The sequence below is a fragment of the Bradyrhizobium sp. R2.2-H genome, assembly GCF_004346455.1.
Classification (GTDB): domain Bacteria; phylum Pseudomonadota; class Alphaproteobacteria; order Rhizobiales; family Xanthobacteraceae; genus Bradyrhizobium; species Bradyrhizobium diversitatis.
In genome coordinates this window covers 357,483-381,868 of record NZ_SMBR01000001.1, presented here as the reverse complement: position 1 = coordinate 381,868, position 24,386 = coordinate 357,483, and the positions used below count along the sequence as shown (strand labels likewise).

The 24,386-nt window shown below is 62.5% G+C and carries 27 protein-coding genes; 8 read left to right on the top strand and 19 right to left on the bottom strand.

What is annotated here, in order from left to right:
• The first annotated feature begins 260 nt into the window (after nt 1-260).
• Complete coding sequence (locus EDE08_RS01840; RefSeq protein ID WP_131866600.1) at nt 261-1,157, top strand: alpha/beta hydrolase family protein; 897 nt, start codon at nt 261-263, stop codon at nt 1,155-1,157.
• A gap of 29 nt (nt 1,158-1,186) precedes the next feature.
• Nucleotides 1,187-1,771 carry an invasion associated locus B family protein gene (locus EDE08_RS01835; RefSeq protein ID WP_131866598.1) on the top strand — a complete coding sequence of 195 codons (585 nt, stop codon included), beginning with the start codon at nt 1,187-1,189 and terminating at the stop codon, nt 1,769-1,771.
• 33 nt (nt 1,772-1,804) lie between these two features.
• Here the strand turns inward: EDE08_RS01835 and EDE08_RS01830 are convergent, their stop codons facing one another.
• The 4 genes from EDE08_RS01830 to EDE08_RS01815 form a co-directional block, all read right to left on the bottom strand.
• Complete coding sequence (locus tag EDE08_RS01830) at nt 1,805-2,461, bottom strand: helix-turn-helix domain-containing protein (protein ID WP_502700565.1); 657 nt, start codon at nt 2,459-2,461, stop codon at nt 1,805-1,807.
• A 287-nt stretch (nt 2,462-2,748) separates the two neighbouring features.
• A complete protein-coding gene (locus EDE08_RS01825; protein ID WP_131866594.1) occupies nt 2,749-3,096 on the bottom strand; it encodes a hypothetical protein in 348 nt (115 codons plus the stop codon).
• 127 nt (nt 3,097-3,223) lie between these two features.
• Nucleotides 3,224-3,688: a response regulator transcription factor gene (locus EDE08_RS01820; RefSeq protein WP_131866593.1), complete on the bottom strand. Its 465-nt coding sequence runs from the start codon at nt 3,686-3,688 to the stop codon at nt 3,224-3,226.
• Between the two features lie 87 nt (nt 3,689-3,775).
• The gene (locus tag EDE08_RS01815; protein WP_061878357.1) at nt 3,776-4,408 is read right to left on the bottom strand and encodes a response regulator transcription factor; all 633 of its coding nucleotides are present in this window, start codon (nt 4,406-4,408) and stop codon (nt 3,776-3,778) included.
• Between the two features lie 243 nt (nt 4,409-4,651).
• Here EDE08_RS01815 and EDE08_RS01810 point away from each other — a divergent pair, with 243 nt between their 5' ends.
• Nucleotides 4,652-5,335 carry a helix-turn-helix domain-containing protein gene (locus EDE08_RS01810; RefSeq protein WP_131867418.1) on the top strand — a complete coding sequence of 228 codons (684 nt, stop codon included), beginning with the start codon at nt 4,652-4,654 and terminating at the stop codon, nt 5,333-5,335.
• Between the two features lie 458 nt (nt 5,336-5,793).
• On the opposite strand, the gene EDE08_RS01800 is transcribed toward EDE08_RS01810, so the two are convergent.
• Genes EDE08_RS01800 through EDE08_RS01790 form a run of 4 tightly spaced genes read right to left on the bottom strand, consistent with a single transcriptional unit; the run spans nt 5,794 to nt 9,871 of the window.
• Nucleotides 5,794-6,231, bottom strand: coding sequence for a potassium channel family protein (locus EDE08_RS01800; protein WP_131866589.1), 438 nt, complete (start codon nt 6,229-6,231; stop codon nt 5,794-5,796).
• Nucleotides 6,232-6,291: 60 nt separating this feature from the next.
• Nucleotides 6,292-6,468: a hypothetical protein gene (locus EDE08_RS38180; RefSeq protein ID WP_165935691.1), complete on the bottom strand. Its 177-nt coding sequence runs from the start codon at nt 6,466-6,468 to the stop codon at nt 6,292-6,294.
• A gap of 23 nt (nt 6,469-6,491) precedes the next feature.
• Nucleotides 6,492-7,355, bottom strand: coding sequence for an alpha/beta fold hydrolase (locus tag EDE08_RS01795; protein ID WP_131866587.1), 864 nt, complete (start codon nt 7,353-7,355; stop codon nt 6,492-6,494).
• Between the two features lie 8 nt (nt 7,356-7,363).
• Nucleotides 7,364-9,871: an alpha/beta hydrolase gene (locus EDE08_RS01790; protein ID WP_131866585.1), complete on the bottom strand. Its 2,508-nt coding sequence runs from the start codon at nt 9,869-9,871 to the stop codon at nt 7,364-7,366.
• A 131-nt stretch (nt 9,872-10,002) separates the two neighbouring features.
• Between EDE08_RS01790 and EDE08_RS01785 the strand changes: the two genes are divergently transcribed.
• From EDE08_RS01785 to EDE08_RS01765, 5 genes are all read left to right on the top strand, one after another.
• Nucleotides 10,003-10,929 carry an alpha/beta fold hydrolase gene (locus EDE08_RS01785; RefSeq protein WP_131866583.1) on the top strand — a complete coding sequence of 309 codons (927 nt, stop codon included), beginning with the start codon at nt 10,003-10,005 and terminating at the stop codon, nt 10,927-10,929.
• Nucleotides 10,926-11,525, top strand: coding sequence for a hypothetical protein (locus tag EDE08_RS01780; protein WP_131866581.1), 600 nt, complete (start codon nt 10,926-10,928; stop codon nt 11,523-11,525). The genes EDE08_RS01785 and EDE08_RS01780 overlap by 4 nt, the downstream gene beginning before the upstream one ends.
• Before the next feature lie 91 nt (nt 11,526-11,616).
• A complete protein-coding gene (locus EDE08_RS01775; protein ID WP_131866577.1) occupies nt 11,617-12,270 on the top strand; it encodes a CoA transferase subunit A in 654 nt (217 codons plus the stop codon).
• A 4-nt stretch (nt 12,271-12,274) separates the two neighbouring features.
• A complete protein-coding gene (locus EDE08_RS01770) occupies nt 12,275-12,925 on the top strand; it encodes a 3-oxoacid CoA-transferase subunit B (RefSeq protein ID WP_131866575.1) in 651 nt (216 codons plus the stop codon).
• Between the two features lie 13 nt (nt 12,926-12,938).
• Nucleotides 12,939-13,397 carry a MaoC family dehydratase gene (locus tag EDE08_RS01765; protein WP_131866573.1) on the top strand — a complete coding sequence of 153 codons (459 nt, stop codon included), beginning with the start codon at nt 12,939-12,941 and terminating at the stop codon, nt 13,395-13,397.
• 42 nt (nt 13,398-13,439) lie between these two features.
• Here the strand turns inward: EDE08_RS01765 and EDE08_RS01760 are convergent, their stop codons facing one another.
• The 11 genes from EDE08_RS01760 to EDE08_RS01710 form a co-directional block, all read right to left on the bottom strand.
• Nucleotides 13,440-13,703: a DUF3551 domain-containing protein gene (locus EDE08_RS01760; protein ID WP_131866571.1), complete on the bottom strand. Its 264-nt coding sequence runs from the start codon at nt 13,701-13,703 to the stop codon at nt 13,440-13,442.
• A gap of 18 nt (nt 13,704-13,721) precedes the next feature.
• Nucleotides 13,722-14,510 (bottom strand): enoyl-ACP reductase FabI, encoded by a 789-nt coding sequence (gene fabI / locus EDE08_RS01755; RefSeq protein WP_131866569.1) that lies wholly within the window; start codon nt 14,508-14,510, stop codon nt 13,722-13,724.
• On the bottom strand, nt 14,507-15,721 hold the full coding sequence (locus EDE08_RS01750) for an acetate/propionate family kinase (RefSeq protein WP_131866567.1): 1,215 nt from the start codon (nt 15,719-15,721) through the stop codon (nt 14,507-14,509). Before EDE08_RS01750 ends, fabI begins: the two co-directional genes overlap by 4 nt.
• A gap of 5 nt (nt 15,722-15,726) precedes the next feature.
• Entirely contained in the window at nt 15,727-16,689 is a 963-nt protein-coding gene (locus EDE08_RS01745; RefSeq protein ID WP_131866565.1) for a phosphate acetyltransferase, read from the bottom strand.
• Between the two features lie 29 nt (nt 16,690-16,718).
• Complete coding sequence (locus tag EDE08_RS01740) at nt 16,719-18,938, bottom strand: DUF3141 domain-containing protein (protein WP_131866563.1); 2,220 nt, start codon at nt 18,936-18,938, stop codon at nt 16,719-16,721.
• Nucleotides 18,939-19,002: 64 nt separating this feature from the next.
• Nucleotides 19,003-20,088 (bottom strand): AI-2E family transporter, encoded by a 1,086-nt coding sequence (locus tag EDE08_RS01735; RefSeq protein ID WP_131866561.1) that lies wholly within the window; start codon nt 20,086-20,088, stop codon nt 19,003-19,005.
• Nucleotides 20,085-20,450, bottom strand: a complete 366-nt coding sequence (locus tag EDE08_RS01730) for a DUF2254 family protein (RefSeq protein ID WP_131866559.1) — start codon at nt 20,448-20,450, stop codon at nt 20,085-20,087. The genes EDE08_RS01735 and EDE08_RS01730 overlap by 4 nt, the downstream gene beginning before the upstream one ends.
• Before the next feature lie 425 nt (nt 20,451-20,875).
• Nucleotides 20,876-21,556: a YoaK family protein gene (locus EDE08_RS01725; RefSeq protein ID WP_131867416.1), complete on the bottom strand. Its 681-nt coding sequence runs from the start codon at nt 21,554-21,556 to the stop codon at nt 20,876-20,878.
• Nucleotide 21,557: 1 nt separating this feature from the next.
• Nucleotides 21,558-22,943 carry an alginate export family protein gene (locus EDE08_RS01720; protein WP_502700564.1) on the bottom strand — a complete coding sequence of 462 codons (1,386 nt, stop codon included), beginning with the start codon at nt 22,941-22,943 and terminating at the stop codon, nt 21,558-21,560.
• Nucleotides 22,944-22,992: 49 nt separating this feature from the next.
• Nucleotides 22,993-23,922, bottom strand: coding sequence for a VOC family protein (locus EDE08_RS01715; protein ID WP_131866555.1), 930 nt, complete (start codon nt 23,920-23,922; stop codon nt 22,993-22,995).
• Nucleotides 23,919-24,386: a DoxX family protein gene (locus EDE08_RS01710; RefSeq protein WP_131866553.1), complete on the bottom strand. Its 468-nt coding sequence runs from the start codon at nt 24,384-24,386 to the stop codon at nt 23,919-23,921. Before EDE08_RS01710 ends, EDE08_RS01715 begins: the two co-directional genes overlap by 4 nt.

Below are 24,386 nucleotides of genomic sequence, written 5' to 3'. Positions count from 1 at the left end.
GTTCGTGGCGCGGTTCGTCGCGGGTGCATTGGACCATCAAGAGTGGTCCCGCCCGCGAAAGGGTTGACTTGGATCAACCATCCCGGCCGCTTGCGAGCCCAGCTTGGCCCGCCACGAGGCGCCGGGATCCACGACGATGAACGCAGTCAGGGGAATCATTTCAACTGCGCCGGAGATCTTTCTGCTGCTGTCGATGGCGCTCGGGACCGTTCTCGGCCGGATCATCGTGGCCTGCACGTTCACTGGGTGAGGACACGCGCATGACGTCTCGCCTTCATCAAAGCATTCGACTGCTCCTGAAAACGTTGCTGCTCCTGGCCTGCATCGCGGCGCCAGCCCGCGCGGACGATCAAGCCGCTTCGCGCCGCATCCAGGAAGAGGTCTGGGCGCTGCCGCTGCCGCTGCCGACCTTCGCCTACGTGGTGCGCCCAATCGGTGACGGTCCGTTTCCGCTCGTCATCATGAACCATGGCGTGTCGCTCAATCCCACGGAGCGCAGCTTCTTTCCGCTGGTGGAATTCCGGGATGCTGCCAAATGGTTCGCCATGCGCGGCCATTTCGTCGTCGCACCGGTCGGAACCGGTTATGGCGCCTCCGCCATCGACATCCCGGAGCGCGCGCTGTACGGCCCGTTCTTCGCCAAGATCGGCAAGTGCAGCAACCCCAGCTTCCGCTCCGCCGGCATGGCGCTCGCACAGGCCGACCTGTGGATCATCGACCACATGGTCACCGACAAGCGTATCATGCCCAAGGACGTCATCGTCGTCGGGCAATCCGCGGGCGGCTGGGGGTCTATCGCCTTGTCCAGTCTCAACCCGCCTCAGGTCGGGGCGATCATCACCTTTGCGGCCGGCCGCGGCGGCCGTGTCGACGGCAAGCCGAACAACAACTGCGCGCCCGACAAGCTTGTCGAAGCAACCCGTGAATTCGGTCGCACCTCGCGTGTACCGATGCTCTGGATCTATATCGAGAACGATACGTTTTTCGGCCCCGCATTGTCGAAGCGCATGCACGATGCATTCACCGCCTCGGGCGGCAGCGCCGAATATCACCTGATGCCGCCGTTCGGCAACGAGGGCCACTTCTTCATAGGATCGCCGGACGCAATCCCGATCTGGTCGCCGCTCGTCGCGAAGTTTCTCGAGGCTCGAAAATAGCCGAATTTGCCATGTTTGGAGACACGGCCATGATCACCGCACGTTACTGCCTGTCGGCCTGGCTGATTGCAACCATCGTCACGACAGCGCCGGTTGTGGAGGCGGTCGCGCGCGAAAAGCCGCGCGCGGCCAAGCCTGCCGAAGTCGTACCCCGGGGTCAGCGCGAGGCAAAGGACATCACGTACGGAAGCTGGCGCAAGCTGTGCTTCAAGGCAGCTGGAGCTCCGACGCTGTGCCGGACCTCGATGACCGGCACCTTTCCAACCGGCCAAATAGCCGTCCGTGTGGACTTGATCGAGCGCGACGGGGACCGCAACGGGCGCCTGCAAGTGTTCGTGCCCGTCGGCATGTACTTGCAGCACCCTGTCAAGCTCACGGTCGATCAAGGCAATTCCTATCATGTCCCCTACACCTGGTGCCTCAGCAACGCCTGCATCGCGGCGGATGTCGCAGACCCAAGGATCATCAGAGACATGGAAGCGGGAAAGGCTCTGCTGTTGGAAGTGGTCGATTCCAATCTGCTGTCGCTGACGACTTCGCTGCCGCTGGCGCAGTTCGGCTCAGTCCACAGGGGCGCTCCGGCGCAGATGCTCGAGCAGGACATCGACGAATGAAACGGCGATCCCACGGAACATCGTCCCTGTACGTCAGGCATCGAGCTGCGCCAGTCTTGCGCGATCCAGAAGCACGAGCTGGCGCTGCGTCTGCCCGTCAAACCGCAGCATGTTGTCATCACGCAGGGTCGAGAGCGCGCGAGATACCGTCTCGAGTGTCAATCCAAGATAGTCGGCGATGTCGCGGCGGCTCATCGGCAAGCTCAACACGTCTGGATGTTCCTGTCGCCGATCCATTTCCAGAAGGAATGCGGCCACCTTCTCGACGGACGTCTTCCGGCCCAGGAGAAGCATGTGGTTCTCCGCGTGCTGAAGATTGCGCGTGACGAGGGCGAGCAGGCTTGCCTGGCCCGCCTCCTGGTGCTCGATTCTGTCGAGCAAATATCGCCGGCTCGTGATGCGAACCTTGGTCTGAATGACTGCATCTGCGGTGAAACGATGAACCGCACCGTTCTCCAGCCCGAACAGATCGCCCGGAAGATGGAACGAGTTGATCTGCCGGCGGCCATCGCAAAGCAGTTTGTAGGTCCGGATCGCACCAGACACGATCTGGTAGACGTACTCGGCCTCCTCGCTCTCTCCAAAGACTTCCGTTCCTCTCCGATAGGTGAATTCGCTGCAAAAGACCTGTTCGCCGACGAGGGCCGCAAATTGCCCGTCATTGGCAGGACGGATCACCGTCCTGGTCATGCTCAACATTGCAGAACTCCCTACAATTTGAATTGGCAGTGAATTTCGGGAATATTAGGCAATGGCACAAGAGCGCTTTTGATCTAGCTCAACTCCAAGCGGTAGCTACGTATTGGCCCGAGGCGGGTGAGGACGGGGACCAAGGAGTTCGAAAGGCCATGTGTTCCTCTGCGTCAACATGGGGGGAAATTTGCGCAATTGGGCCCTACGCCCTTCTTGCATAAGTCAGCGGTCGCGCCATGTCGGCCGGCACCAAGCCACCACAGGGTCTTGTCGATGGATTTGGGTCATTTCGCCCTGCGACGTGACGGCGCAGGCGGCGGCACATAGCGCTGCCAGATGGTCCCGTTGTCGAACTGGATCGTCATGCCGTCCGGCGTATAGACAGCGCTTATGTCGTAAGCATCGATCCAGATGCGGCTCGCTGGCGAGAACCAGTCCGGCCATGCGCGCGATGGCACGCCTGCCTCGGTGGTGAGATTGAGCTCGGGTCCGTTCTGCGTAACGTGGGCCGGCAAGTCACCGCGGCACATCTGGACGCATGTGTAAGTGCCGGTAAGGTCAACCGATTGGGCGAGCGCCGCGCCGGACGACAGCGCAGCAGCCATGCCAGTGACCATCAATAGCCGTTTCATACCTCATCTCCCTGCATACGATTGCTCCCGATGAGAAGCAGACTTCAATATCCGGCGCCATGGATGATGTGGTTGATCCGCGTCAACGGACCCCCCCAATACGGGATAAAGAGGCAATCGCTGCCCGCTAGCTTGCCGTCGACCAGGCGCGATGGATGGGATCGATCAACGCCTTTGCCGCGAACGGCTTGGTCAGATAGGCAATACATCCGGACTCGATTGCGGCCGTGCGACTCAAATGGTTGTCGTTGCCGGTGATATAGATGACCGGTGCCGCAACCCCATGCTCAGCAAGCCTGCGACGCAACTCGATTCCGGAGGCATCGCCCAGATTGATGTCGATGATGATGCATGCTGCCTCGTCGCAGCCGCCGTGGCCGAGCAGCGCATGTGCCGATTCGAACAGCAGCGCAGTGAAGCCGTGCGCGCGCAAAAGGCGCTTGATGCTCGTGCGCATCGACGCGTCGTCGTCGACGACAAGAACAGGCTTGCACGAGGACAAGTTCGGGGGTCCTTCCAGGTATTGGTTGGCGTCAGCTTGCCGGACGATTTGGATCCAGTCGGACAACAAGCCCGACTGCAGCCCGCGCATCCTGACTACAGCATGCCCTTGCCGAGCTTCGAAATAGTCCTTGTGTGCAGGTTGCTCGACAGAGACCCGCCGGAACCACAGGCGTCGTCAGCCGGGCCGTTTGGCTTCGGGATCCAGTACGCCCAGCCGCTCCGCCATCGACACAAGTTCCGCCAGAGACTGCACCTGCATTTTCTCCATCACCTGATGGCGATGCGCCTTTACGGTGCGTTCAGCGGTGCCGAGTTCGTGGGCAATTTGCTTGTTGATCTTGCCGCGCACGATCAATTCGAACACCTGGCGTTCGCGCGGCGTCAGTGACTTCAGCCGCATCTGGAGCAAACCGAGCTTTGTGCGCTGGATGTGGTCGGCCTGCTGGCGGATCAAGGCACGCGCGAGCGCATCGAGCAGCTGCTCCGACGAGACGGGCTTGGTGAGAAAATCTTCGGCGCCGGCCTTGATGGCGCGCACGGTCGTCGCCGTGTCGGCGTAGCCCGTCACGAACACGATCGGGAGCGTGGACCCGAGCCCGGCGAGGTGGCTCTGTAGCTGAGGACCGGAGAACCCGGGTATCTGCACGTCGAGCAAGATGCATCCGGGGCCATCACCGCCCGGCAGCCGCTCGAGCAGATCCTGGGCCGATGAATAGGTGGCGACCTCATAACCAGCGAGCTTCAGCCGGCGCTCGACGGCCGTGCGGAAAGAGGCGTCGTCGTCCACCACGTGAACCAAGCCGGGCATTTGACCTCCTGGAGGGTCCCGCAACCTTCAAATGCGCAACAAAAGCAACCAAAGAAAAAACGCGCCTGAGGCGATTCACGTCGAGCAAGGTATTCGGCCCTGCCCCTTGGTACAATGACCTGAGAGGCAATGGCTTATAACACGGCCTTCATCGTACACCAATCGCCCGGGAAACAGCGAGGCGCTCCCGGCAGCGAAATAATCTCAGCGACGAACCAGCTCAGCGTCCAGAGGAGGCGGTCCATGTTTGTGCGCATCGCAACAGAACGGTCCCCGCGCCCCAATTCCCTCCGTGACTTCGGAATGACCTGCAATTCGAGCACGATCGTCAGTCTAAGCGAATTCACCTACAAGAAGGGCACTGAAGTCTACGGGGAGAAAGAGCCGGCAGAGTACGTCTATCAGGTCAAACTTGGTGCAGTGCGAAGTTACAAGCTGCTGACCGACGGCCGGCGCCAGATCGGCGCGTTTCACCTCCCGGGCGACATTTTCGGCCTCGAGAATGGCGGAGCTCATCGTTTCACGGCGGAAGCCATCATCGACACCACCGTTCACCTGATCAGGCGCCAAAGTCTCGAATTGGTGGCGAAGAGCGACGTCATGGTCGCCAAGAACCTGTTTCGCATGACCACCGCCAATCTCCATCATGCCGAGGACCACATGCTGCTCCTGGGCCGCAAGACATCGCTTGAGCGGGTTGCAGCCTTCTTGCTCGAGATGGATAAGCGCCTGACCGCCGCGGGCGTTATCGCGCTGCCGATGTCGCGGCGCGACATTGCGGATTACCTCGGCCTGACGCTGGAGACGGTGTCGCGTGCTCTGTCGCGGCTGCACGAATTGGGCGTTCTCGGCTTCGTCGGCAATACCCAACGGCAGATCGTGCTGCAAGACCGGGCGAAGCTTGCCAGCCTCGACCTCCAGAGCTGAAGCCGCGAGTCGTTGGTCGCAACCTACGCCGTGATCATGCAGCCAATCGTACCCGGCGGTTGATTTCAATCAACGAAAGACGACGGCTTCACCGTCCAGGTAGCAAGGTCGGAATACTTCGAACGCGGAGTACGACATTTCAGGGAGGGATTCATGCGTTCACGCAACTCATTTTCGGCCTCGTTCACGTTGGCCTCCTTGGCCATCGGGACAACGGTGGCATTTTCGAGCTTGATGGCGACGACCCGGCCGGCCGGAGCCGTCGTTTACTGCCAGTACGTGGATTATCCGCCGAGTTGCGTCGCGAGAGCCGGGGTCGTTCTACGGCCGCGCCCGATCGCCCGCGAAGCAGTGCGACCTGGAACCCCGGCGAACCGAGGGGGGCCCGTCAATCGAGTTGGCCGTCGCTGAAACCGTCCAGTCGTCCTCGTTCGCTCGCATCAGGGGCTAGGAATAGATCAGTCGCGGGTCTCGATCGCCGCCAGGTGCTCGACGGTCTTGCGCAGCACCTCGAACAATACCGCGGTCGACCAGCCGAACAACAGGATGCCGTTCATCGCAGTCATTGGGCCCAGCAGGCGGCGCGCCTCGACCGGTGTGATGTCGCCATAGCCGAGCGTGGTGTAGTTGACGAAGGCAAAATAGACCAAGTCACTGCCGGCAGGCGCCACGCCGGCCATCAGGTAAGCCGCCGACCAGACGACGCTTTCCAAAGTATGCGCCACCATCAGAACGGCGGCGGTAGCGACCATCACTGCCATCAGGTGCAGTCTCGACCATACCGTATGTCGCAGCCCGGCCGAACGGGCGATCGCAATCGCGCCGACCGTGACCAGCGCGTGGATCATGATGTTGATCAGGCTGACAATGGTGCCAAGCAGGAATTGAAGCACCATTGTCCCTCCTCCCCGCGTGCCCGATCGCCAGGCTTGCCCGCCCGATGGCGTGAGCACACTTCAACCTCGCTTATCTGGCGTCCGGTCGAGGCGCAGCCGTTGAGCTCTCATGCGCTTGATCTCTTCGTGAATCGCCTCGGTCTTCTCGTCCTGCCGCTCAGTCCTTGACTTCGTCTGCTCTTCGCCGCGCAGCTTGTCGAGCGCCTTCTCGACGGAAAGCTTTTTGGTTTCAGCCATGCGCATCCTCCGTTGAACAATTGCTATTGCGCCAGTCCTCCGAACCAGGCGCCGAAATAGCCGGCATAAAGCGCCGGCAACTCCAGATTCATGGAATGACCCATCCGGGGTACCGTCACGAGCCGGCAGTCCGGCATCGCCGTCGCCATGCTCTCGAGATCCGCCCGCGGTATCCACCCGTCCTGCTCGCCCCAGAGCACGAGATGCGGATGCCGGATTTGCGGCATGCGGCGCTCCAGCTCCCGGTTTTCCTTTTCCCGAGTGAGGTTGACCGGCGTGCCGATCCAGACGCCCTCGGAGACGCCAAAAGTCTGCTCAATGATGCGATCGAACAGCGCCGGGATCTCGCCGAGGCCCTCGCGGAATCGCGGGATCGCGTTCGGCGCAAGGCTCTCTGGCACGAACAGCGAGGACGCCGCACTGGCCATCACCGTCCGCGTCAGTTGCTTGTTCGCCATCATTGCCCGGAAAAGGCCGATCTGATCGGCATTGAAGGACATTCCAAGCGGCGTGACCGGGTCGAGCGCAAACACCCGCCCAAACCGCTGCGGCTGCATCAGCAGCATCCGTGCGGCGATGATGCCGCCGGTCGAGTGGGTCGCGAGATGGCAAAACCCGACGCCCAGCGCATCCAGTGCCGCCAGCATGTCGTACGCATGCTGCTGCATCGAGTAGTTGGCATAGTCGGCCGCGGGTTTCGGCCGATCGCTGTCGCCGCAGCCGCGCCAGTCGATTCCGATCACGCGCAGTCCGCTCGGAAACATCGGCGCAGCGAGCTCGATCCAGTCCTTGCTGGCGAGATTGCCGTGGATGAAGACGACGGTGATGTCGCCTTGGCCCCACTCCTGCCAGCCCAACCGGACCTCACCCGCCTCAACCGTTGACATGGTCCAGCCTACTTGTTCAGGCCGGCCGTCGGTGCGGCGCCGGGTGGTGTCGGCGCCACCGGCAATGCCGAGACCACCGCACCTTTGATCATCCGATCCGTACCGAGCGGCGACGACGTATCGACCGTTCCCTTGATCACGAAGTCCACCACGTCGACCGGAAATTCCACCGGATTGTCCGTGTGGATGAAGTGACCGGTCTCCGGATAGATCTTGAGGATCGGCCGGTTGCCCGCACTCGTCATGCGCGACATGAACGGCGTGATGACGTCGCGTCCGAGATCCGTCAAGCCGTTGAACGCCGGCGTCGGGATGAACGGCTCCTTGTCGCCGAAGGAGAGGAAGATCGGCGCCTTGATCTGGGCCACCCGCTGGTAGAGATTCTTCGGGTCATCCTGCTGCAGCTCGGACCCTATCGAATAGATGTCGTAGATGAAGACGTTGGCCCATTGCTCGAGCTCTTTCGGGTTGCCCTTGATGAGCCCGACGCGCTGCTCGGTGTGGAAGCGGGCATATTCGCTATCGCTGTAGAAATATCCGCTCTTCGCCGCCGACACGGCGTTGGTCTCCGGATCACGTTTCTTGAAATAGAAGAAGTCGCGGACGCTCTGCTCCGGGCGTCCGACCTCCGCGGCAAGGATGCCGGTCGGCCCCCAGGTTTCCTTCCACTTGTCGAAATCATGATCGAACACCCGATCGAACAGGCGCGCCTTCTTGTCCTTGGCGATCGTGATGTCGCGCGGATACTCTTCAAGGCCCGAAGGAGCTTCGAGCGCAAGGCCCAGGACGGCGTCCGGCCACGTGAGCGCATAGCCCATGACGACCTGGCCGCCGAGCGAATGGCCGAGGTAATAGGCCTTCTTGACGCCGAGCTGATTGACCACGAGATCGTACACGGCCTCGCGCATGTCCTGCATCGTCCGCGCCGGGCTCTTGTCGAGATTGCCGGGACCGGACATGCCGTAGTGCGGCAGGTCCGGCACGATCACGCGCAGGCCGCTACGCAGGGCATATTGCATGACGTTACCGTAGTGCCCGCCGAACGCGCCTTTGCCATGAATGATGACGAGCACCTTTGGATCCTTCTCGGTGCCGGCGTACTCGTCCATGTAGCCGATCTGCCAGGACGTGCCCCGCTGGTCTTTCGTGGTCGCGTATTTGACCGGATAGGGGTAGGTCACCAAGTCCTTCCAGAACGACTTGCCCGGGTCGATGTTCGCGGCCACGCCGGGCACGCGGTAATTCTTGTCGACGTATTTCTGCGCGCGGTCGAGGCTCGCCACGTCCTCCATGAAGGCGACGAACTTCGGATCGTGCTTGCGGTGGTTGATGATCGAGAACACGCCATAATGGGCGACCGGGCTCTCCTCGGAGATCAGCTGGGCGCCTGGCACGCGATCGACGGCGCGCTCGGCAAGCTTGAAGTTCAGCCAGCCATCGTTGGTGATGTGCATCACCATCGTGCGCGCCTGAATGCGGCCCAGATAGGGGTTGACGTTGTGAATCTCACCCACCCTGTTGCGCCAGACGAGATCGACCGCGTCGTAGAGCTTGGCGCGAGTCATCACGCTGCTGGCGGCCTTCTCGTTCGGCGGATTCCAGTAGAACACTTCCGGTTGCACGGCCGCAAAGCTCTGCGTCGTGCGGAAAGCAAAGTCGTAGCCGGTCAGGCCGAGCACCGACCAGCCGAAGGCGATGCCGGGAATCGGGTGCTTCTCTTTCGGCAGCTTGTAGTAATCGCCTTTGGTCTGCTGCCACACCGGATCGGCCTCGATCGCGGCGGTCATGAGCTGGAAGGTCCAGTTGCCGACGGGGTCCTCGGAATCCGACTGGGTGGTGCCACCGATCGGCATCAAGCCGCCCATGAACTCCGGATGCATGACGCCCCAGACATAGGTCTGCGTGCCTCCCATCGAGACGCCGGTGACCAAGGCAGCGCGGGCGATCTTCAAGCCGTCCCGCAGCATGCGGTAGTTCGCCTGGACCATGTCGTAGTAGCTGTATTGCGGAAACTTGATGCCGAGACCATCGGACGGTTTGCTCGCGCCCCAGGTGCCGAGCGGATCGACCATGACGACATAGTAGCGATTGGTGTCGATCGGCCGGCCCGGCCCGATGATCGGCACGCCACCCGACAAGGCAGCACCCTTGACCCACTGCTCGTACATGTCCGTCGAGTCGCCGGAATAGTACGAGTTGATGATCACAGCATTGGTGATCTCCCCGGCAGCATTGCGCCGCGGCGTGCCGACGGCGATATAGGCCGAGTGCAGCTTGCCCGCCCCGAGCGACTCCAGCGTCACGCCGCCTTCGCCGCCATTCTCCCATTTCGACGGATCGGACAGATCGTACTTGCCGCCGAGGCGAAAGTTCGGGATCTCGACCGTCTTCTTCAGCTCATCATGCTGCATCTGCGACGAGCGGCGGCTGTAGGGCTGCGCGACCGCCAACGCGGTCCCCACCAACAGCAACAGCAGACTCACACAGCAATGCCGAATGAAATTCTTTCCGGCCATGGCGGCTTCCTCCTGGCAATTTTGTCAAGAGGCTAGGTACGCGATCGTGGCCGACCCTTGATCTAACTCAATGGATCGCTGTCTTCGCGGACGAGCATCGTGGTTGCCATCCATCTGGTCCGGACCGCGCAATGCCCTTTCTCAGTCACGGCTCGTATCGCATCCGTTATGAGCTTGACGGGCCAGCGAACGCTCCCGCCTATGTGCTGGTCAACGGGCTTACACAATATGCTGAGCTCTGGGCCGCGTATCGTGAAGCCCTGGTTGCGCGCCAATTCCGCGTCGCGACGTTCGACCTGCTCGGCCAGGGGGAGTCCGACAAACCCGCTCTCTTCATCAGCCAGGATGATCAGGTGGCGGCGCTTCATCTCCTGGTCGACGAGCTCGGCGACGGACCCATTTTTCTCGCCGGTATCAGCTTCGGCGGCCTGATCGCGCTGCGCTACGCGATCGAGCACGGCGAGCGGCTGGCCGGGCTGGCGCCGATGAGCTGCTTCGCGGAGCTTCCGCCGCAACTGTTCCTGCTTGGCAACGCACTCCGCACCGCGCTGATCCTGGGCGGCACCAGCTACCTCCAGGATCTGTTGCTGCCGATGAACGTCTCCGATCAATGGCTGGGACCGGTATTGGACAAGCTCGACAGCGTGAAACGGCAGGGCTGGCTGGTCAACGACGTCTACGCGCTGCAAAACCTGATGGAGTCCTTTCTCGACTTCCGGCCGCTGACGTCACAACTGTCGTCGATCACCCTGCCGACCATGATCCTGAACGGCGAGTTCGACTTCCTGACGCCCCGCGCAGTCCATGAGACCCTGCGCGCCGAGATTCCGAACAGCGCTCTCGTGATCATCCAGCGCGCCTATCACGCCTTCACGCTGGAGAAGCCGGCGCTGACCGCGGATTTGCTCGCCCGCTTCGCCGAAGACGTGCTGGCCGGCCGCTGGCAGGGCAACAAGGCTGTCTGGATCGCGCCGGAAGAGGCCGGCGGCGAGCTCATTGCGTTTCCTGCCGGCTACGATCATCTGCGTGCCATCCCCGTGCAGGGACCGGCCACATGAGCGAATTCTTTGGACCGCTCGACCCGCAAGGCCGTGTGCCGCCGCACCAGCAGACTCGCGTCGCCGCGTTCTTGACCTCCGCCCATGGCGCGTTGGCGCGGCAGTTCGCGTTCGCGCTGCCCGCAAAGCTCGCGTCCGCCTGGCAGACCGAATTGAACGCTCAGGTCTACCATGAGGCGGAGATCGTCTCCCTGCTGCTTCGGGCGACGTCCTGGGTCCCGGACCTTGCGCTGGGATACCTGTCGATGTCCTGGGAGACGGCATGGTTTCCGCAACCAGCCGAGGGCATTCCGGACCAGCCGCTGGCACGGGCTGTCGGCCTGGCAACACTGGCGCATGCCGTTCATGCCGGCATAAGGCCGGCAGCTTTGCTCCCGAGGGAGGCCAATGCCGACGATCCCTTCGTCATGGCCCTGCGGCGCATCGAACTGGAGAGCGGCCGGCTGCTGCAGGCGCAAATCCTATTCCTGAAAGGACCGGAACTACTGCCTCATCGCGACGCTGTCAGCGCTGCGCTCGAACATCGCCACGTCGAGATTCGCAAACTATGGACCAGCGCGCTCGAAGGCGTCGGCATCGTGGTCCACAAATCATGAGAAGCCTTGACGCAGATCAAGGGACCAGGATGAACGCAAAGCGAGCATCCCACCGTCGCTTCCTTGATCTCTGTCGACTGGAGCTGGGACCATGAGGGCCGTTTCCATCGAAGAAGCCGTCGCGATGATCCCGGCAGGCGCAAGCATCATGGTCGGGGGCTTCATGGGGGTCGGCACGCCGTGGCGTCTGCTCGACGAGCTCGTCCGGCAGCAAAAGGCAGGGCTTTCCATCATCAGCAATGACGCTGCGTTGCCCGGCAAGGGTGTCGGGAAGCTGTTCGATGCGGATCTGGTCTCGCGTCTCACCGCGACCCATATCGGCCTCAATCCGAAGGCGCAGCAACAGATGCTGGCAAAGCAAATCGCAGTCGATTTGATTCCGCAAGGCACCTTCGTCGAGCGTATTCGCGCAGGCGGGTGCGGTCTCGGCGGCGTCCTCACGCCGACCGGCGTTGGCACGTTGGTCGCGGAGGGCAAGCGCCAGATCGAGGTCGAGGGAAAGCCGTTCCTGCTCGAGACCGCATTGCGGGCGCAGTTCGCGCTCGTGCACGCTTTTCTCGCCGATTACCTCGGCAACCTCTCCTATGCGCTGACCGCGCGCAACTTCAATCCGGTCATGGCGATGGCGGCGGACACCGTAATCGTGACGGCGGAACACATCGTGCCCGTTGGCGTCATCGCGCCCGACCACGTCGTGACGCCGGCGCCGCTGGTCGACTATCTCATTACCAACCCGAACGGGTGAAGCCATGGACGCACAGGAGATCATCGCCCGACGCGTCGCCAGGGAGCTTAGAAACGGCGACCTCGTCAATCTCGGCATCGGCATTCCGACGCTCGTCGCCAATTACGTCCCGGCGGGGCTGAGCGTGTTCTTTCAGTCGGAGAATGGATTGATCGGCACCGGCCCGATTCCGGAGCAAGGGTTGGAGCACCCTCTCCTGACCGACGCCGGCGGCCGCCCGATCAGCGCGCTGCCGGGGGCCAGCACCTTCGACAGCGCGATGTCGTTCGGACTGATCCGCGGCGGACACGTCGATGTCACCGTGCTCGGCGGGCTCCAGGTCGATGCCCACGGACTTCTCGCCAACTGGATGATCCCCGGCAAGATGGTTCCGGGCATGGGCGGCGCGATGGACCTCGTCAGCGGCGCCAAGCGGGTCATCGTCGCCATGCAGCATGCTGCGAAGGGCAAGTCCAAGATCGTCGCCAAATGCACGCTGCCGTTGACGTCGGTCCGGCCGGTGCAGCTGGTCGTGACCGACATGGCGGTGATCGGCTTTCCTGACGGCAAGGCCACATTGCTGGAGATTGCTCCCGGCATCAGCGTGGGCGAGGTCATGGCGGTGACGGACGCCGAGCTGGCCGTGTCCGACGACATCCCGCAAATGAAGATCTGAGCAGGCCACCATCATGCGCATATTCAGCAACTTCGACGAGATCAAATCCGCGGTCGGTACCGAGATCGGTGTCAGCGACTGGATCGCGGTGACGCAGGATCGCATCAACCAGTTTGCCCAGGCGACTTGCGACGAGCAGTGGATCCACGTCGATCAGGAGCGCGCCAGGAGGGAAGCGCCAGGCGGCACCACCATCGCGCACGGCCTGCTGTCCCTGTCGCTTGCGCCTCTTTTCATTCGTTCGGTGATGGGCCTGAAGGGCCTGCGCAACACCCTGAACTACGGCGCCGATCGAATTCGATATCTTGCCCCCGTCCCCGCCGGATCGAGGCTGCGCGGGCGGATCACGGTCGCCGAAGCCGAGGACGTGCCGCCGGACGGCCTGCGCGTCAACTATCACCTCGTCATCGAGATCGAGGGCGGCAAGAAGCCGGCCTGCGTCGCCGAGCTGATCGCGCTGCATTATCGCTAGGTGTGCTGCCAACGGCTAGCCGCGGCGGCATGGACGACGCCGTCAATAGGCTCCTGGATGTCGCGGGTATCTCCCACGGGGGAAAGCCTGAGCGAAGTACGGGTTTATCACGCATGTGGCGGCGCGACCGAATGCCGAAGCCTGACACTGCGGCAGCGATGTGTAGCTGCAATCGATCCATTCGCCTCCGCCAAAGGACCCTTCATAGACCTTCATGCATATCGCATAGCGAGGATCGTAGGTTTGCGCCTGCGCCGGCACGAAATGGATCGCGAGCAGAAACAGGCTCAACCCAAGCGCACGCACCAGAACCTCCTCCGTCAGTCAGTCGATGATGTGATAGCCGCCGTCGATATAGAGAACGCCGCCGGTGATCAGCTTGGCTCCGTCGAGCGCCAGGAAAGCCGTGGCATTGCCGACGTCCTCGATGCTGACGAGGCTGCGGGTCGGCGCGGTGGACTGCGCCTTGTCCATGAGATCATCGAATTCGGGGATGCCCGATGCCGCGCGCGTGGCGAGCGGGCCTGGTGAGATCGCGTGAACACGGATGCCCTTCGGACCGAGTTCGGCCGCAATGTAGCGGACCGCCGCTTCAAGCGCGGCCTTGGCCACCCCCATCACGTTGTAGTTCTTCACGACCATCTGGCTGCCGTAATAGGTCATGGTGAACATCGTGCCCCCGTTCTTCATCAGCGGCTCGGCGAGATGCGCCATCCGCATGAAAGACCAGCAGGAGACATCCATCGTCTTCAGGAAGCCGTCGCGGCCGACATCCACCACGCGGCCGTGCAGCGCCTCCTTCGGCGAAAACGCGATCGAATGCAGCAGGAAATCGAGTTGTCCCCATTCGCCTGCAATCCGCTCAAACACCTGTTCAGTCTGGCCTTCCACCATGACGTCCAGCGGCATGAAGATCGGTGCTTCCAGCGCCTGCGCCAGCGGTTCGACATGCTTCTTGGCACGGTCATTGAGGTAGGTGACGGCGAGCTCCGCCCCGAGGGCACGAAACGCCCTCGCGCAGCCCCAGGCGATGGATTGGTCGTTGGCGATGCCGACGATGAGGCCCTTCTTACCCTTCAAGGCAACCTTGGTATCCGGGAACACGGGGATCATGACGCCCTCTCTTGTCTGGAGTTGCTCGATGGCTGCTTCATCAGCAGCGACAGCGTGTGTTGCGCGATCATCAGTTCCTCGTCGGTCGGCACGACATAGACGGGGATACGACTCTCGGCACGCGATATCAGCCGCGAATTGCGAGAATTGCCAGCGTGGTCGAGGCTGACACCGAGCCATCCGAGTTGCTCGACCACACGGGCGCGAATCGTCGCGGAATTCTCGCCAATGCCGGCCGTGAAGACGAAGGCGTCCAGACCCTGCAATGCGGCCGCGAGCATGCCGGCATTGAGGCAGATCCGATACACGAAATAGTCGATCGCCAGCCTGGCCTTGGCGTCGTCGCTGGCCTCGAGCTCCCGCATGTCGTTGCTGACGCCCGAGAGTCCCTTCAGTCCGCAATCGCGATAGAGAAAGTCCTGAACGTTCGACGCCGACATGCCCTTCTCGGAGATGAGATAGAGCACGACACCGGGGTCGAGCTGGCCGGGCCGCGTGCCCATCGGCAACCCGTCCAGCGCCGTGAAGCCCATGGTGCTTTCGACGCTTCGTCCCTCGTTGAGCGCGCACATCGAGGCGCCGCTACCCAGATGAGCCACGATGACCCGCCGGTTCGCGATGTCGGGCGCAATCCGCGGCAGGGCCTTCGCGACATATTCGTAAGACAGCCCGTGGAAACCATAGCGGCGCACCCCCTCGGCATGGAGGTGATGCGGGATCGCGTAGTGATCGGCGACCGCGCTATGCGTTCGATGAAAGGCGGTATCGAAGCAGGCCACCTGCGGCAAGCTCGGAAAGCCGGCAAGGATCGACCGGATCGGCGCCAGATTGTGCGGCTGGTGCAATGGTGCGAGATTGACGAAGCGCTCCAGGCGGGCGACAACGCCGTGATCGATCGACACGGGCCGGTCGAAGTCCGGGCCGCCATGCACGACGCGGTGTCCGACCGCGATCGGGTGGATGCGAAGCTCGTCCCGCAACCAGCTCCCGGCGATCTCCATCGCCGCCGGAACGTCTGCGACTGCCTCGATCGGATACGCTCGCTCGGCCAGCGTCTCACCGTTCGCGCCACTCGCCCGCAACCGTGGTCGGCTGGCAATGCCGTCGATCTGGCCCTTGATCTGCCGGCGAAGGATACCCTCTCCCTCGACAGAAAAGATCTGGAACTTGACGCTCGAGGAGCCTGCGTTGACGACGAGGATCGTATCCATCGCGGTCACGCAGCGACTGTCGGCGCATGTTGGCGCCGGGCGTTGGCATAGAGCGATGCCACCGCGCAGGACGCCATGCGCGCACGGGGCGTGTCCGCTCGAGACGTCAGCACGACCGGCACCCGGGCACCGAGCACGATGCCGGCGCCGTCGGCCTTGGCGAAGTAGGCGAGATTCTTCGCCAGCATGTTGCCGGCTTCGAGATCGGGAACGACGAGGATCTGGGCTCGCCCGGCAACTTCGGACTTGATGCCCTTGATCCGTGCCGCCTCGGGATCGATGGCGTTGTCGAAGGCCAGTGGTCCGTCGAGCACGCCGCCACTGATCTGGCCGCGGTCGGCCATCTTGCACAGGGCGGCCGCCTCGATCGTCGATGGGATCTTTGAGGTCACGGTTTCCACGGCCGACAGGATCGCCACGCGCGGCGATTTTCCAAAACCGGCCTGGTTGTACAGATCAATGGCGTTCTGGATGATGTCCCGCTTGGCATCGAGATCGGGAAAGATGTTGATGGCGGCGTCGGTGACGAGCAGCGTGTCGGCATAGGCCGGAACATCCATCACGAAGACGTGGCTGATACGGCGATCGGTGCGCAGGCCGCCCGTTTTCGCCGTGATGGCGCGCATGAGTTCGTCGGTATGCAGGCTGCCCTTCATCAGCATCTCGCCCCTGGCAGCATGGATCAGCTCGACGCTCCTGGACGCGGCTTCCTCGCTATGCGCGGCATCGACGATCTCGAAGCCGGAGATATCGAGATCGTGCCTGCCCGCCGTCTCCCTGATCTTTCTCTCGGGTCCGACCAGGATCGGTCGGATGATCCCGGCTTGCGCGCTATCGACGGCCCCGCGCAACGAGGTTTCATCGCAAGGATGCACCACCAGGGTCGGCACCGGAGGCACGGCTTTCGCTGCCGCAATCAAGCGATCGTACTTGCTGGGAGACTGCGCTGGCCTCGTATCGGCTGACATGATCTCGTTCCCGCCTCTTCCATGAACGCCTAAGATGCTTTCGCCTTTGGGTCGAAAGGGGTAATGTTCGACGTCCCCTCTCCCGCCTCGACACCGAACAGCGCGGCGATACGCTGCAGGCGGCTTGCACGTTCGCCGGTGATTTCGCCGCTCGCGGAAAGGACCTCGCGGATCATTGCGATTGCCGCGAGTCGTTGCGCGACATCTTCTGGGAGCATCTTCGGGATCGCTGCCAAGGCGCCTTGCTGATCGAGCAACAGCATGAAGAACTGCTCGCGCACCAGCATCTTGAACTCGGGCAGCGTCAAACGTGAACCGCCGGCATCGCGGCGAATCCGACGCAGCGCCTCGATGCTCCGCTCGTCGACCATTCCGCGGGCCGAGCCGATATAGAGCAGGCCACGAATGGCGGCTTCACGAAGACCGCCCTCGCCCACCCTGGACTTCAGCTCCGCGATACGCTTCTCGAGCATTGTCCGGTGCTCCGCCGACATCTCGCGCTTGCGCGAAGACTCCCAGTTCGGATCGATCCCGACCGCCGCCTGAAGTGCAGGCGAGCCATAGACATTGAGGAAGATCGTCTCGCTCAGGGCTTCCTGGGCGTCGCGCCAGCTATCCAGCGCATGAACGATCTGCTTGGACATCTGCTCCTGGAAGGCCAGGAACGGATTGTCCTTTGCCACAGGCTTGCGTTTCTCCTCGATCTCCTCGGCGGCCGTCTTCACGGCGCCCATCCAGGGATTCCGGCTGCTGAGGACCTCGTACTGCAATCGCAGCGGATGCAGGTTGCGCATGGTCTCCGCCATCTGTGGCGTGACCATCTTCTTGATCCAGGGCTGCACGAACTTCCGGTACGCCGCGAGATTCATCTCGGAGACGCGTTTTGCGGCTGCGAAGCGCCGCTCGTCCTCGGGCGAATTGCCGCCCATGGCGCGGATGTCGTCGAGCGTTCGCGCCTCGCAACGCATCACCCACTGCCCGACGACGAGATCGGAGCTCGCGGTCTCCTCACCCTTGGCTTCGAACGTCGCTTCATAAAGTCCAGGCGGCAGGATGTCGATCAGGTCGATATTGCTGGAGAATTCCGCATGCTCTTTCTTCGCGACGCCGCCGGAGACGAAGATGCCGAGGTGCCCGATGCTTTCGTGAACGGTGTAGACGATGGTCTGCCCATATGCCCTGATCTCGTTGACGTCTGCATAGCAATCGAGAATCCAGTCCAGTGCCTGTTGCGGCGGCGTGACGTTGTCGCCCTTGGAGCAGAACACCACGATCGGCGACCTGATATTGCGCAGATCGACCTTCTGCCCGTCCGACATCTCGATCTTGCCGACCGCGAGATTGTTGCCGATGAAGAGCTCATCGACGATGAACTGGATCTCCTCGGCGTTCAGGTTGACGTGCCCGCCCCACCAGCGCTCGAAATCCAGGTACCGATCGGCCTCGGTATCGACCTTGGAATAGACGTTGTATTGCTTGGTCCAAAGCGTGTTGGATGGATTCTGGTTCTCGAAGTTCTGCACCAGCCAGGCGCCATCGAACTTTCCGGCGCCGAGATCGCTGGTCAATGCAGTCAGCCAGCTCCCTCCCAACAGGCCGCCGGAATAACGCATCGGATATTTGCCGTGCACGCCGGCCCAGTAAGCGAGCGGCGCGCCGGCGATGATCAATGGCCCGAACAATTCAGGCCGCAGCGACGCCAGGATCATGACGGCCCAGCCGGCCTGGCAATTGCCGATCACGCAGGGTTTGCCGTCGGCTTTCGGATGCAGGCTGATGACTTTCTCGACGAACAGCGCCTCGGCGCGCGCGATGCGCTCGATGGTCTGCCCCGGCATCGGCTCCGGCAGAAAGCCGATGAAGTAGCAGGGATGCCCCGCTTTCATCGCAACGCCGATCTCGCTGTCCGCCTTGAAGCCGCCGATTCCCGGACCGTGTCCCGCGCGCGGATCGACCACGATGAACGGCCGCCGTTCGAGATCGATCTCGACCCCCTTGGGTGGAATGATGCGCACCAGCGCATAGTTGACGGGCTCGTCGAGCTTGCGCCCGTCGATGATCAGTTCAGCGGCATATTGTAGGACATGCGGTGCCGTCTGCGCGACGTGCTCGCGATACTGGTCGCCGCGCTGGCGCATGATGTCCAGAAACAACACGCTCCGCTGCCCTGCATCGACCATGTATTCGACGGCCGCGGCGACCATCCCGGACAGGGGACCACGCGGCAGGTTCAAGTTTTCCATCGTCATGTCCCGATCTCGCTGTCGTAGGCGTTCAGAAGGCGCTTCCGGAAGCCGCCACCGTTGATCTAAGTCAACGTTCGACGACCGCCGGCACTGGGGCGGCGTCCGTCCTGATCCAGGCGACCGCAAGCTCCCAGGCGACCGACAGGATGATGGGGCCGATGAAGAGACCGATGATTCCATGCCCCAGCGTTCCGCCGATCACGCCGATCAGGATGACGAGTGTCGGCGTGGTCAAGCCGCGCCCCATCACCAGCGGCTTCAAGATGTTGTCGAGGATGCTGACGATTCCGAGGAAGCAGGTCAGCAGCAATGCGGTAGTGACGTCCTTGTCGGTCCAGATCCAGACGATCACGGGAATCATGACGAGGGCTGCGCCGATCTGCACGATCGAGAGCAGCAGGACCAGAACCGCCAGGAGGCCGGCGATCGGGATGCCCGCGAGCTTGAAACCGATACCGGCCAGCAGCGCCTGGACCACCGCGATACCGATCACGCCCTGGGATACCGCTCGAATGGTCGCTCCCGCCAAATCCAGGAAATGCTCGCTCTGCTCGGGCACGATCCGCGCGAGAAAGCCTCGGCCCGCGGCCACGAGCTGCGGGCCATAGGGAAGGATGACGCCGGCGACGACGACCGAGAGCAGGAACTTGACTGCTCCCACGCCAGCATCACCCACGAGACCGAGCAGCGTGCCGGCGAACGGCTTCAGATAAGGTGCGACCTGATACAGGGCCGGGCGAAGATTCGTCGAGGCCTGCTCCCACAGCTCGTAAAGCTGCGCTCCGATCAGCGGCCAGGTCTTGAGGGTCTGCGGCGGCAATGGAATTGTCAGTTCGCCCGCGGCCAGCTCCGCGGCGAAGTCTTTGATGCCATCCGCCGCACCCATGCCGAGCCAGGCCGCAGGGCCGATGAAGATGGCGAGATTGATTGCGGTGAAGATGGCCGCCGCCAGCTTTGGGCGACCGCCCAAAGCGTCGGCGAGAAGGACGAAGGCCGGATGGAGCGCGACGGCAAGCACGAGGGCCCAGACCAGAATGGTCACGAACGGGCGGACCAGGTAGAATGTCCAGAAGATCAACAGAGCAAGCAATCCAAGCCGCATCAACAGCTGGATCGCGTCTTCGCCGGTGAGACGTTGAAGGAGTGTTCTCATGGCCGCCCCTCTCCGCCGTCTCGTCGGAGACAGAAGCTTGGCGAATAGACGACGGCGTTGAACTGAACGAGCACAAAGGCGATCGAGAAGACGATGCCGGTCAACGCCATCATGCCGGAAGCGACGGCCGAGAGGTACGTCTGGGCAGACGATGTCGAGAGATCAAGACCAGACGCCATGAACCCGGCTTTCAGCCGCGGCACCAACAAGCCTGCCACGATACTTGCAGCGGCATAGAAGGATGGTATCAGCCAGAGCTGCATTCCGCGTCGTCTCCACGGCTCAGCGCAGGAGGGCTTGTCGCCCCTGTTGGCCACGCCCAGCATCGGCGCGGAGACCTCCGGTTCGTTGATCTCGATCAATGGTCGGGATGCAGTCGGCAGATCGATGGAATGGGAGATCACGCAGGCGGTGCGCCGTTGAACAAACAACCTCGCGATTCAATTGGTGCCGCGGGATGCCGAAGGAATGACTACGCCGAGGATGACGTCGATCCCGGCCTGGCGAAGAGACCGGGCGCAGACGCCCGCCTATTCGGCTCACCGGAGAGAGCAACGAGACCGTTTCGTTCCGCTCGGTGCGCCGAGGCAACGCGTCGCCGGAATTCGCGCAGCACGTCCTCGGCAAAGCCGTACGTGAGTTGATAGGATCCAGATCCGGAATTTTGCGAAGGCGCATCCGATGTCGGCGTCGAACTCCTCGCGATCGGTGTCGGCCTCGTCCGGGCGTCAACGCCACAAAGCATGGTCTTGCGATGAGTCACCTACTGAACCCGTTCGCCGCAGTCTCATTTCGGTTCGGCGGGTGCCAGAAACACAGCAGGTAGGGCGATCACCGGCGGAAGGACGAAACACCAGCTCCCGAGCGTCGCATAGAGGCATGCGCCGGCGGCGCAACCCACCGCGAACGCCACCACACTCGCTGCCATCTTGCCGAGGCGCGGCTTCGCTACCGAGAGCACGGCGATCGGTGCGCCACGCATCACGTCGGCCACATCAATCATGATTTGAGTCGTGGTACCAGTCATCAACGTGCTTGGCGGCTCCGTCCCCATGTGGATGCGGTGCGCAGCATTCTGAATTGCCATCGCCGCAACCAGGACCATGCCGGTGCAGATCGCCTGAAGGCTGTCACCTCTAGGGAACGGGCCGTAATGTACCGCAAGTGCCCCTCCCAGTGCCAGCAGGAGCACCTTCAACGCCAGCATGGAGCGGAAGATCGGCAGCCCGATCGAGGGAAGCAAGAAGCTGAACATTCGGGTGCCAACCACGACGAGGCAGAAAACAGGGAGCGCGAGCAGCTTGGCGAGGCCGCCAGACGTCCCCTGCACCATCGCGGCGCCGAAGGTGACAAAATTGCCAGTCACATGCGCCGTGAACAGTCCCTGAAGCGCCAGGAATCCGGCGGTGTCTACGAGCCCCGCGTTGAGGCTCATCAGAAGTGGAAGCGCGAGAATCTGTCGAGGCATGTTACCAACCATATTGGAGCTGGACACCGAGATAATTGCTGGTGTGTCCACCAGCGCGGATGATCGTGTCGCCCACGTCGAAGTGCACCGCTTCGACGGCGCCGGTGAGGTGGTCGTTGAACGCGTAGTCGAGGCGAAGCTGGCCGTAGGACCCGATCCAGTTGCTACCCGTGCCCGCGGTTCCCGCGATCGGCACATTGGGCTGGACATAGATCGCGTCCGCCGTGGTCTCCCGCCACTGCAAGCCGAACGCGGCCGTGACCTTCAAACGATCGATCGGGCTGACGGTGATCGACGACTTGAGATGAAGGATGTTGGCGTAACTCGCATAGCCCGCCAGCGTGAAGTAGTAGCCGTTCGGAAACAACGGATTGAACGTCCCGACGATACCGTCCCCAGCATGGTGATCGCCCGAGCCGGCGTCGAACTGGAGGCCGAGTCGCGGCTGCCAGATCGTGCCGGCCATCGTATAGCCGGTTCGCGCGCCGACAGCCCACGCGCGGATATCCGTCGTGCCGACTTGACCCACCTGTCCCATCGCTTCCAGGTCCCAGTCGAACCCGCTCTTCTTGCCCGCGAACCTCACGTCGAAGACATGACGGTGCTCTTCTCCGGAAGCATCGAGGTATTTAGCGTTGCTGCGCTCGTACAGCGAGTAGTAGCCCGACAGTTCGTCATCCCCGAAGACCTTGCGTTCGACCCGTAGCGTGCTGAAGCGGAAGCTGTCGTTCGAGGTATCGTCGAAGGGGCGAACATCGAAATACTGCACGGGGCGGCTCACGAATCCGATGAAGCGCCAGTCGCCAGTCTCCCAATCCGCCCACAGGGCGTCGAAGGATTGGCGCACGTTCGGTCCATCTCGCGACGACACGAAGCGTTGCAGGTCGAATGCGAAGTCCTGGCGGCCGGCGCGGACTTTCAGAGTGCTACTGCCGAACGTATTGACGTACTCGACGAAGGCCAGGCGGAGGTCGAGGCGATCCTGATCCACCGGAGAAATGCTCTTCTTGTCGAAGGCGCGGTCGTCCTCCAGCTGAACGAAGGCGCGCCAGTTTTCGTTGAAGTGGACGTCGGCATGGATCTGCAGACGCTGCAGCAGGTAGCTGTCGCCCGGCGTCTTGCCTGTCCCGAAGCCTGCAGCATCGTTCGTCTCGAAGCGCTCGCGCAGGGTGGCGCCGAGCGAGATGTAGCTCTTCGGATCCGTTGCCCACAGCGGAACGTACTTGAAACCATCGAACGGTTCGGTACGCAGTCTCGGATCGGCGAGGACCGACCAGTCCTCGGTCCATCGATTCGCCTGGATCGCGGGCCGCTTTGGAGATGCAACGTTCACGTCGGCCGCGCGAGCACAGTCGGCCCCGACACCGAAGCTTCCAAGCGCAAGCACGATCCAGAAGCTGCATACAACGGCTCGAGGCGACCAGACCAACTTCACCTCATTTGCCGCCGGCTTGCATCGCGCTCTTCTGCGCCGAAGAGTGGATTTCGGCGACATAGCCGCCCGGGAACATCACGATAGCCGCGAAGCGACCCTCCGATGTGTAGGGTTCGACGAGCACGGTTGCTCCGGACTCCTTGGCCTTTCCGATGGTGGCAGCCAAATCGGCGACTTCGTAGCCCGTCGTCTCCCGCCCGTATGGATAGGGCAGATGACCATCGGTGACCAGAACGGCCATCTTGCCAAACGCGGACTCGATCCGGATCCGGCGGAAGGTCGCATCCGGTCGCCCGATCTCGACGCCCGGCGCCTTGGTTTCGTCGGAAACCACCTTGCCATGCGAGAAGGCAAGGAAGCTGCGCGTGAAGGCCGCAGCCCGATCCACCGAAACGTAGACCCGGTTTTCAGGGATGTGCTCGAAGGCGGCGTAATCGGGCTTGGTGGTGTGCCAGTAGATCTGCAGGTTGACGCCGCCCGGCCATTGGATCACGGCGTCGCGTCCGATCGGGTCGGGGAAGGTGGATACGATCACATCGGCACCGGCGGCACGAGCCTGCCTGATCGCCAAGTCGATGTCGGTGACCAGATAGCCATTGCGTTCCGCACCGAACGGATAGGGGATCGGAGTCTTGAAGCCGAACAGGGACACGGTGCCAACCGGCGTCTGCAGCAGTTGCGATGTCGTGCTGCTCGGCGTCGGCGTCACCGTGGCGACGACCTGCTTGGTGCTCTTGCCGCCGAAGGTCGCAAGGAAGCTGCTGACGAACTTGTCGACGTACTCGGGCGCGACATAAACGTGGGTGGTGTCGTATTGCGGGGCGACGGCAACCAGCGTGTCTTTCTTCGCCGGCTCCTTGGCAACGGAAGGTCCAACCGCAGCGACCGCGACAACGGCGCCCCAAAGCAAGATGGATCTGGTCAATTTCATCGGGAAGCTCCGTGGACGATTGTCGATGGCCCAACGACGGCCGTGCGGCAAGAGGTTTGCTCGGACATGATCGCGACGACGACCAGTCCGGCGATCAGTCCGAGATGTTCGAAGAAGCTGTTGGTGGCGATGAACCGTTCGTGACCGTTCATGGTCCAGAAGGCGTTTGCCGTCAGCATCGCCACGAAGGTCAGAACGCTGAGCCCGCCCGCTCCCAGCCAGACCAGCCTGTTGACCACCACGAGCAGGGAGCCGCCAAGTTCGATTGCGATCGCGGCCGAGGCCCATAACCATCCGGGATTGAGCCCGAAATGCTCCTGTTCGGCCACCGCGCCCGGGAAGTCGAACAGTTTCGCGAAGCCGCCGAGGATGTAGGCGGAGACGAGGGCAAGACGGGCCGCATGCCCCAGAGGCGGCCAGCGCAGGATCCAGGCGATCCAGCTCGGGGACGTGCCGGACGCCAT

Excerpts from the sequence above, each read along its gene's own strand:
- EDE08_RS01725 (WP_131867416.1), bottom strand. The coding sequence starts at position 21,556 with ATGCCTCGACAGATTCTCGCGCTTCCACTTCTGATGAGCCTCAACGCG.
- EDE08_RS01735 (WP_131866561.1), bottom strand. The coding sequence starts at position 20,088 with ATGAGAACACTCCTTCAACGTCTCACCGGCGAAGACGCGATCCAGCTG.
- EDE08_RS01715 (WP_131866555.1), bottom strand. The coding sequence starts at position 23,922 with ATGAAATTGACCAGATCCATCTTGCTTTGGGGCGCCGTTGTCGCGGTC.
- EDE08_RS01745 (WP_131866565.1), bottom strand. The coding sequence starts at position 16,689 with ATGTCAGCCGATACGAGGCCAGCGCAGTCTCCCAGCAAGTACGATCGC.
- EDE08_RS01765 (WP_131866573.1), top strand. The coding sequence starts at position 12,939 with ATGCGCATATTCAGCAACTTCGACGAGATCAAATCCGCGGTCGGTACC.
- EDE08_RS01810 (WP_131867418.1), top strand. The coding sequence starts at position 4,652 with ATGTTTGTGCGCATCGCAACAGAACGGTCCCCGCGCCCCAATTCCCTC.
- EDE08_RS01770 (WP_131866575.1), top strand. The coding sequence starts at position 12,275 with ATGGACGCACAGGAGATCATCGCCCGACGCGTCGCCAGGGAGCTTAGA.
- EDE08_RS01775 (WP_131866577.1), top strand. The coding sequence starts at position 11,617 with ATGAGGGCCGTTTCCATCGAAGAAGCCGTCGCGATGATCCCGGCAGGC.
- EDE08_RS01830 (WP_502700565.1), bottom strand. The coding sequence starts at position 2,461 with ATGACCAGGACGGTGATCCGTCCTGCCAATGACGGGCAATTTGCGGCC.
- EDE08_RS01820 (WP_131866593.1), bottom strand. The coding sequence starts at position 3,688 with ATGCGCGGGCTGCAGTCGGGCTTGTTGTCCGACTGGATCCAAATCGTC.
- EDE08_RS01750 (WP_131866567.1), bottom strand. The coding sequence starts at position 15,721 with ATGGATACGATCCTCGTCGTCAACGCAGGCTCCTCGAGCGTCAAGTTC.
- EDE08_RS01800 (WP_131866589.1), bottom strand. The coding sequence starts at position 6,231 with ATGGTGCTTCAATTCCTGCTTGGCACCATTGTCAGCCTGATCAACATC.
- EDE08_RS01710 (WP_131866553.1), bottom strand. The coding sequence starts at position 24,386 with ATGGCGTCCGGCACGTCCCCGAGCTGGATCGCCTGGATCCTGCGCTGG.
- EDE08_RS01740 (WP_131866563.1), bottom strand. The coding sequence starts at position 18,938 with ATGACGATGGAAAACTTGAACCTGCCGCGTGGTCCCCTGTCCGGGATG.
- EDE08_RS01785 (WP_131866583.1), top strand. The coding sequence starts at position 10,003 with ATGCCCTTTCTCAGTCACGGCTCGTATCGCATCCGTTATGAGCTTGAC.
- EDE08_RS01825 (WP_131866594.1), bottom strand. The coding sequence starts at position 3,096 with ATGAAACGGCTATTGATGGTCACTGGCATGGCTGCTGCGCTGTCGTCC.
- EDE08_RS01815 (WP_061878357.1), bottom strand. The coding sequence starts at position 4,408 with ATGCCCGGCTTGGTTCACGTGGTGGACGACGACGCCTCTTTCCGCACG.
- EDE08_RS01790 (WP_131866585.1), bottom strand. The coding sequence starts at position 9,871 with ATGGCCGGAAAGAATTTCATTCGGCATTGCTGTGTGAGTCTGCTGTTG.
- fabI (WP_131866569.1), bottom strand. The coding sequence starts at position 14,510 with ATGATCCCCGTGTTCCCGGATACCAAGGTTGCCTTGAAGGGTAAGAAG.
- EDE08_RS01795 (WP_131866587.1), bottom strand. The coding sequence starts at position 7,355 with ATGTCAACGGTTGAGGCGGGTGAGGTCCGGTTGGGCTGGCAGGAGTGG.
- EDE08_RS01840 (WP_131866600.1), top strand. The coding sequence starts at position 261 with ATGACGTCTCGCCTTCATCAAAGCATTCGACTGCTCCTGAAAACGTTG.
- EDE08_RS01835 (WP_131866598.1), top strand. The coding sequence starts at position 1,187 with ATGATCACCGCACGTTACTGCCTGTCGGCCTGGCTGATTGCAACCATC.
- EDE08_RS38180 (WP_165935691.1), bottom strand. The coding sequence starts at position 6,468 with ATGGCTGAAACCAAAAAGCTTTCCGTCGAGAAGGCGCTCGACAAGCTG.
- EDE08_RS01780 (WP_131866581.1), top strand. The coding sequence starts at position 10,926 with ATGAGCGAATTCTTTGGACCGCTCGACCCGCAAGGCCGTGTGCCGCCG.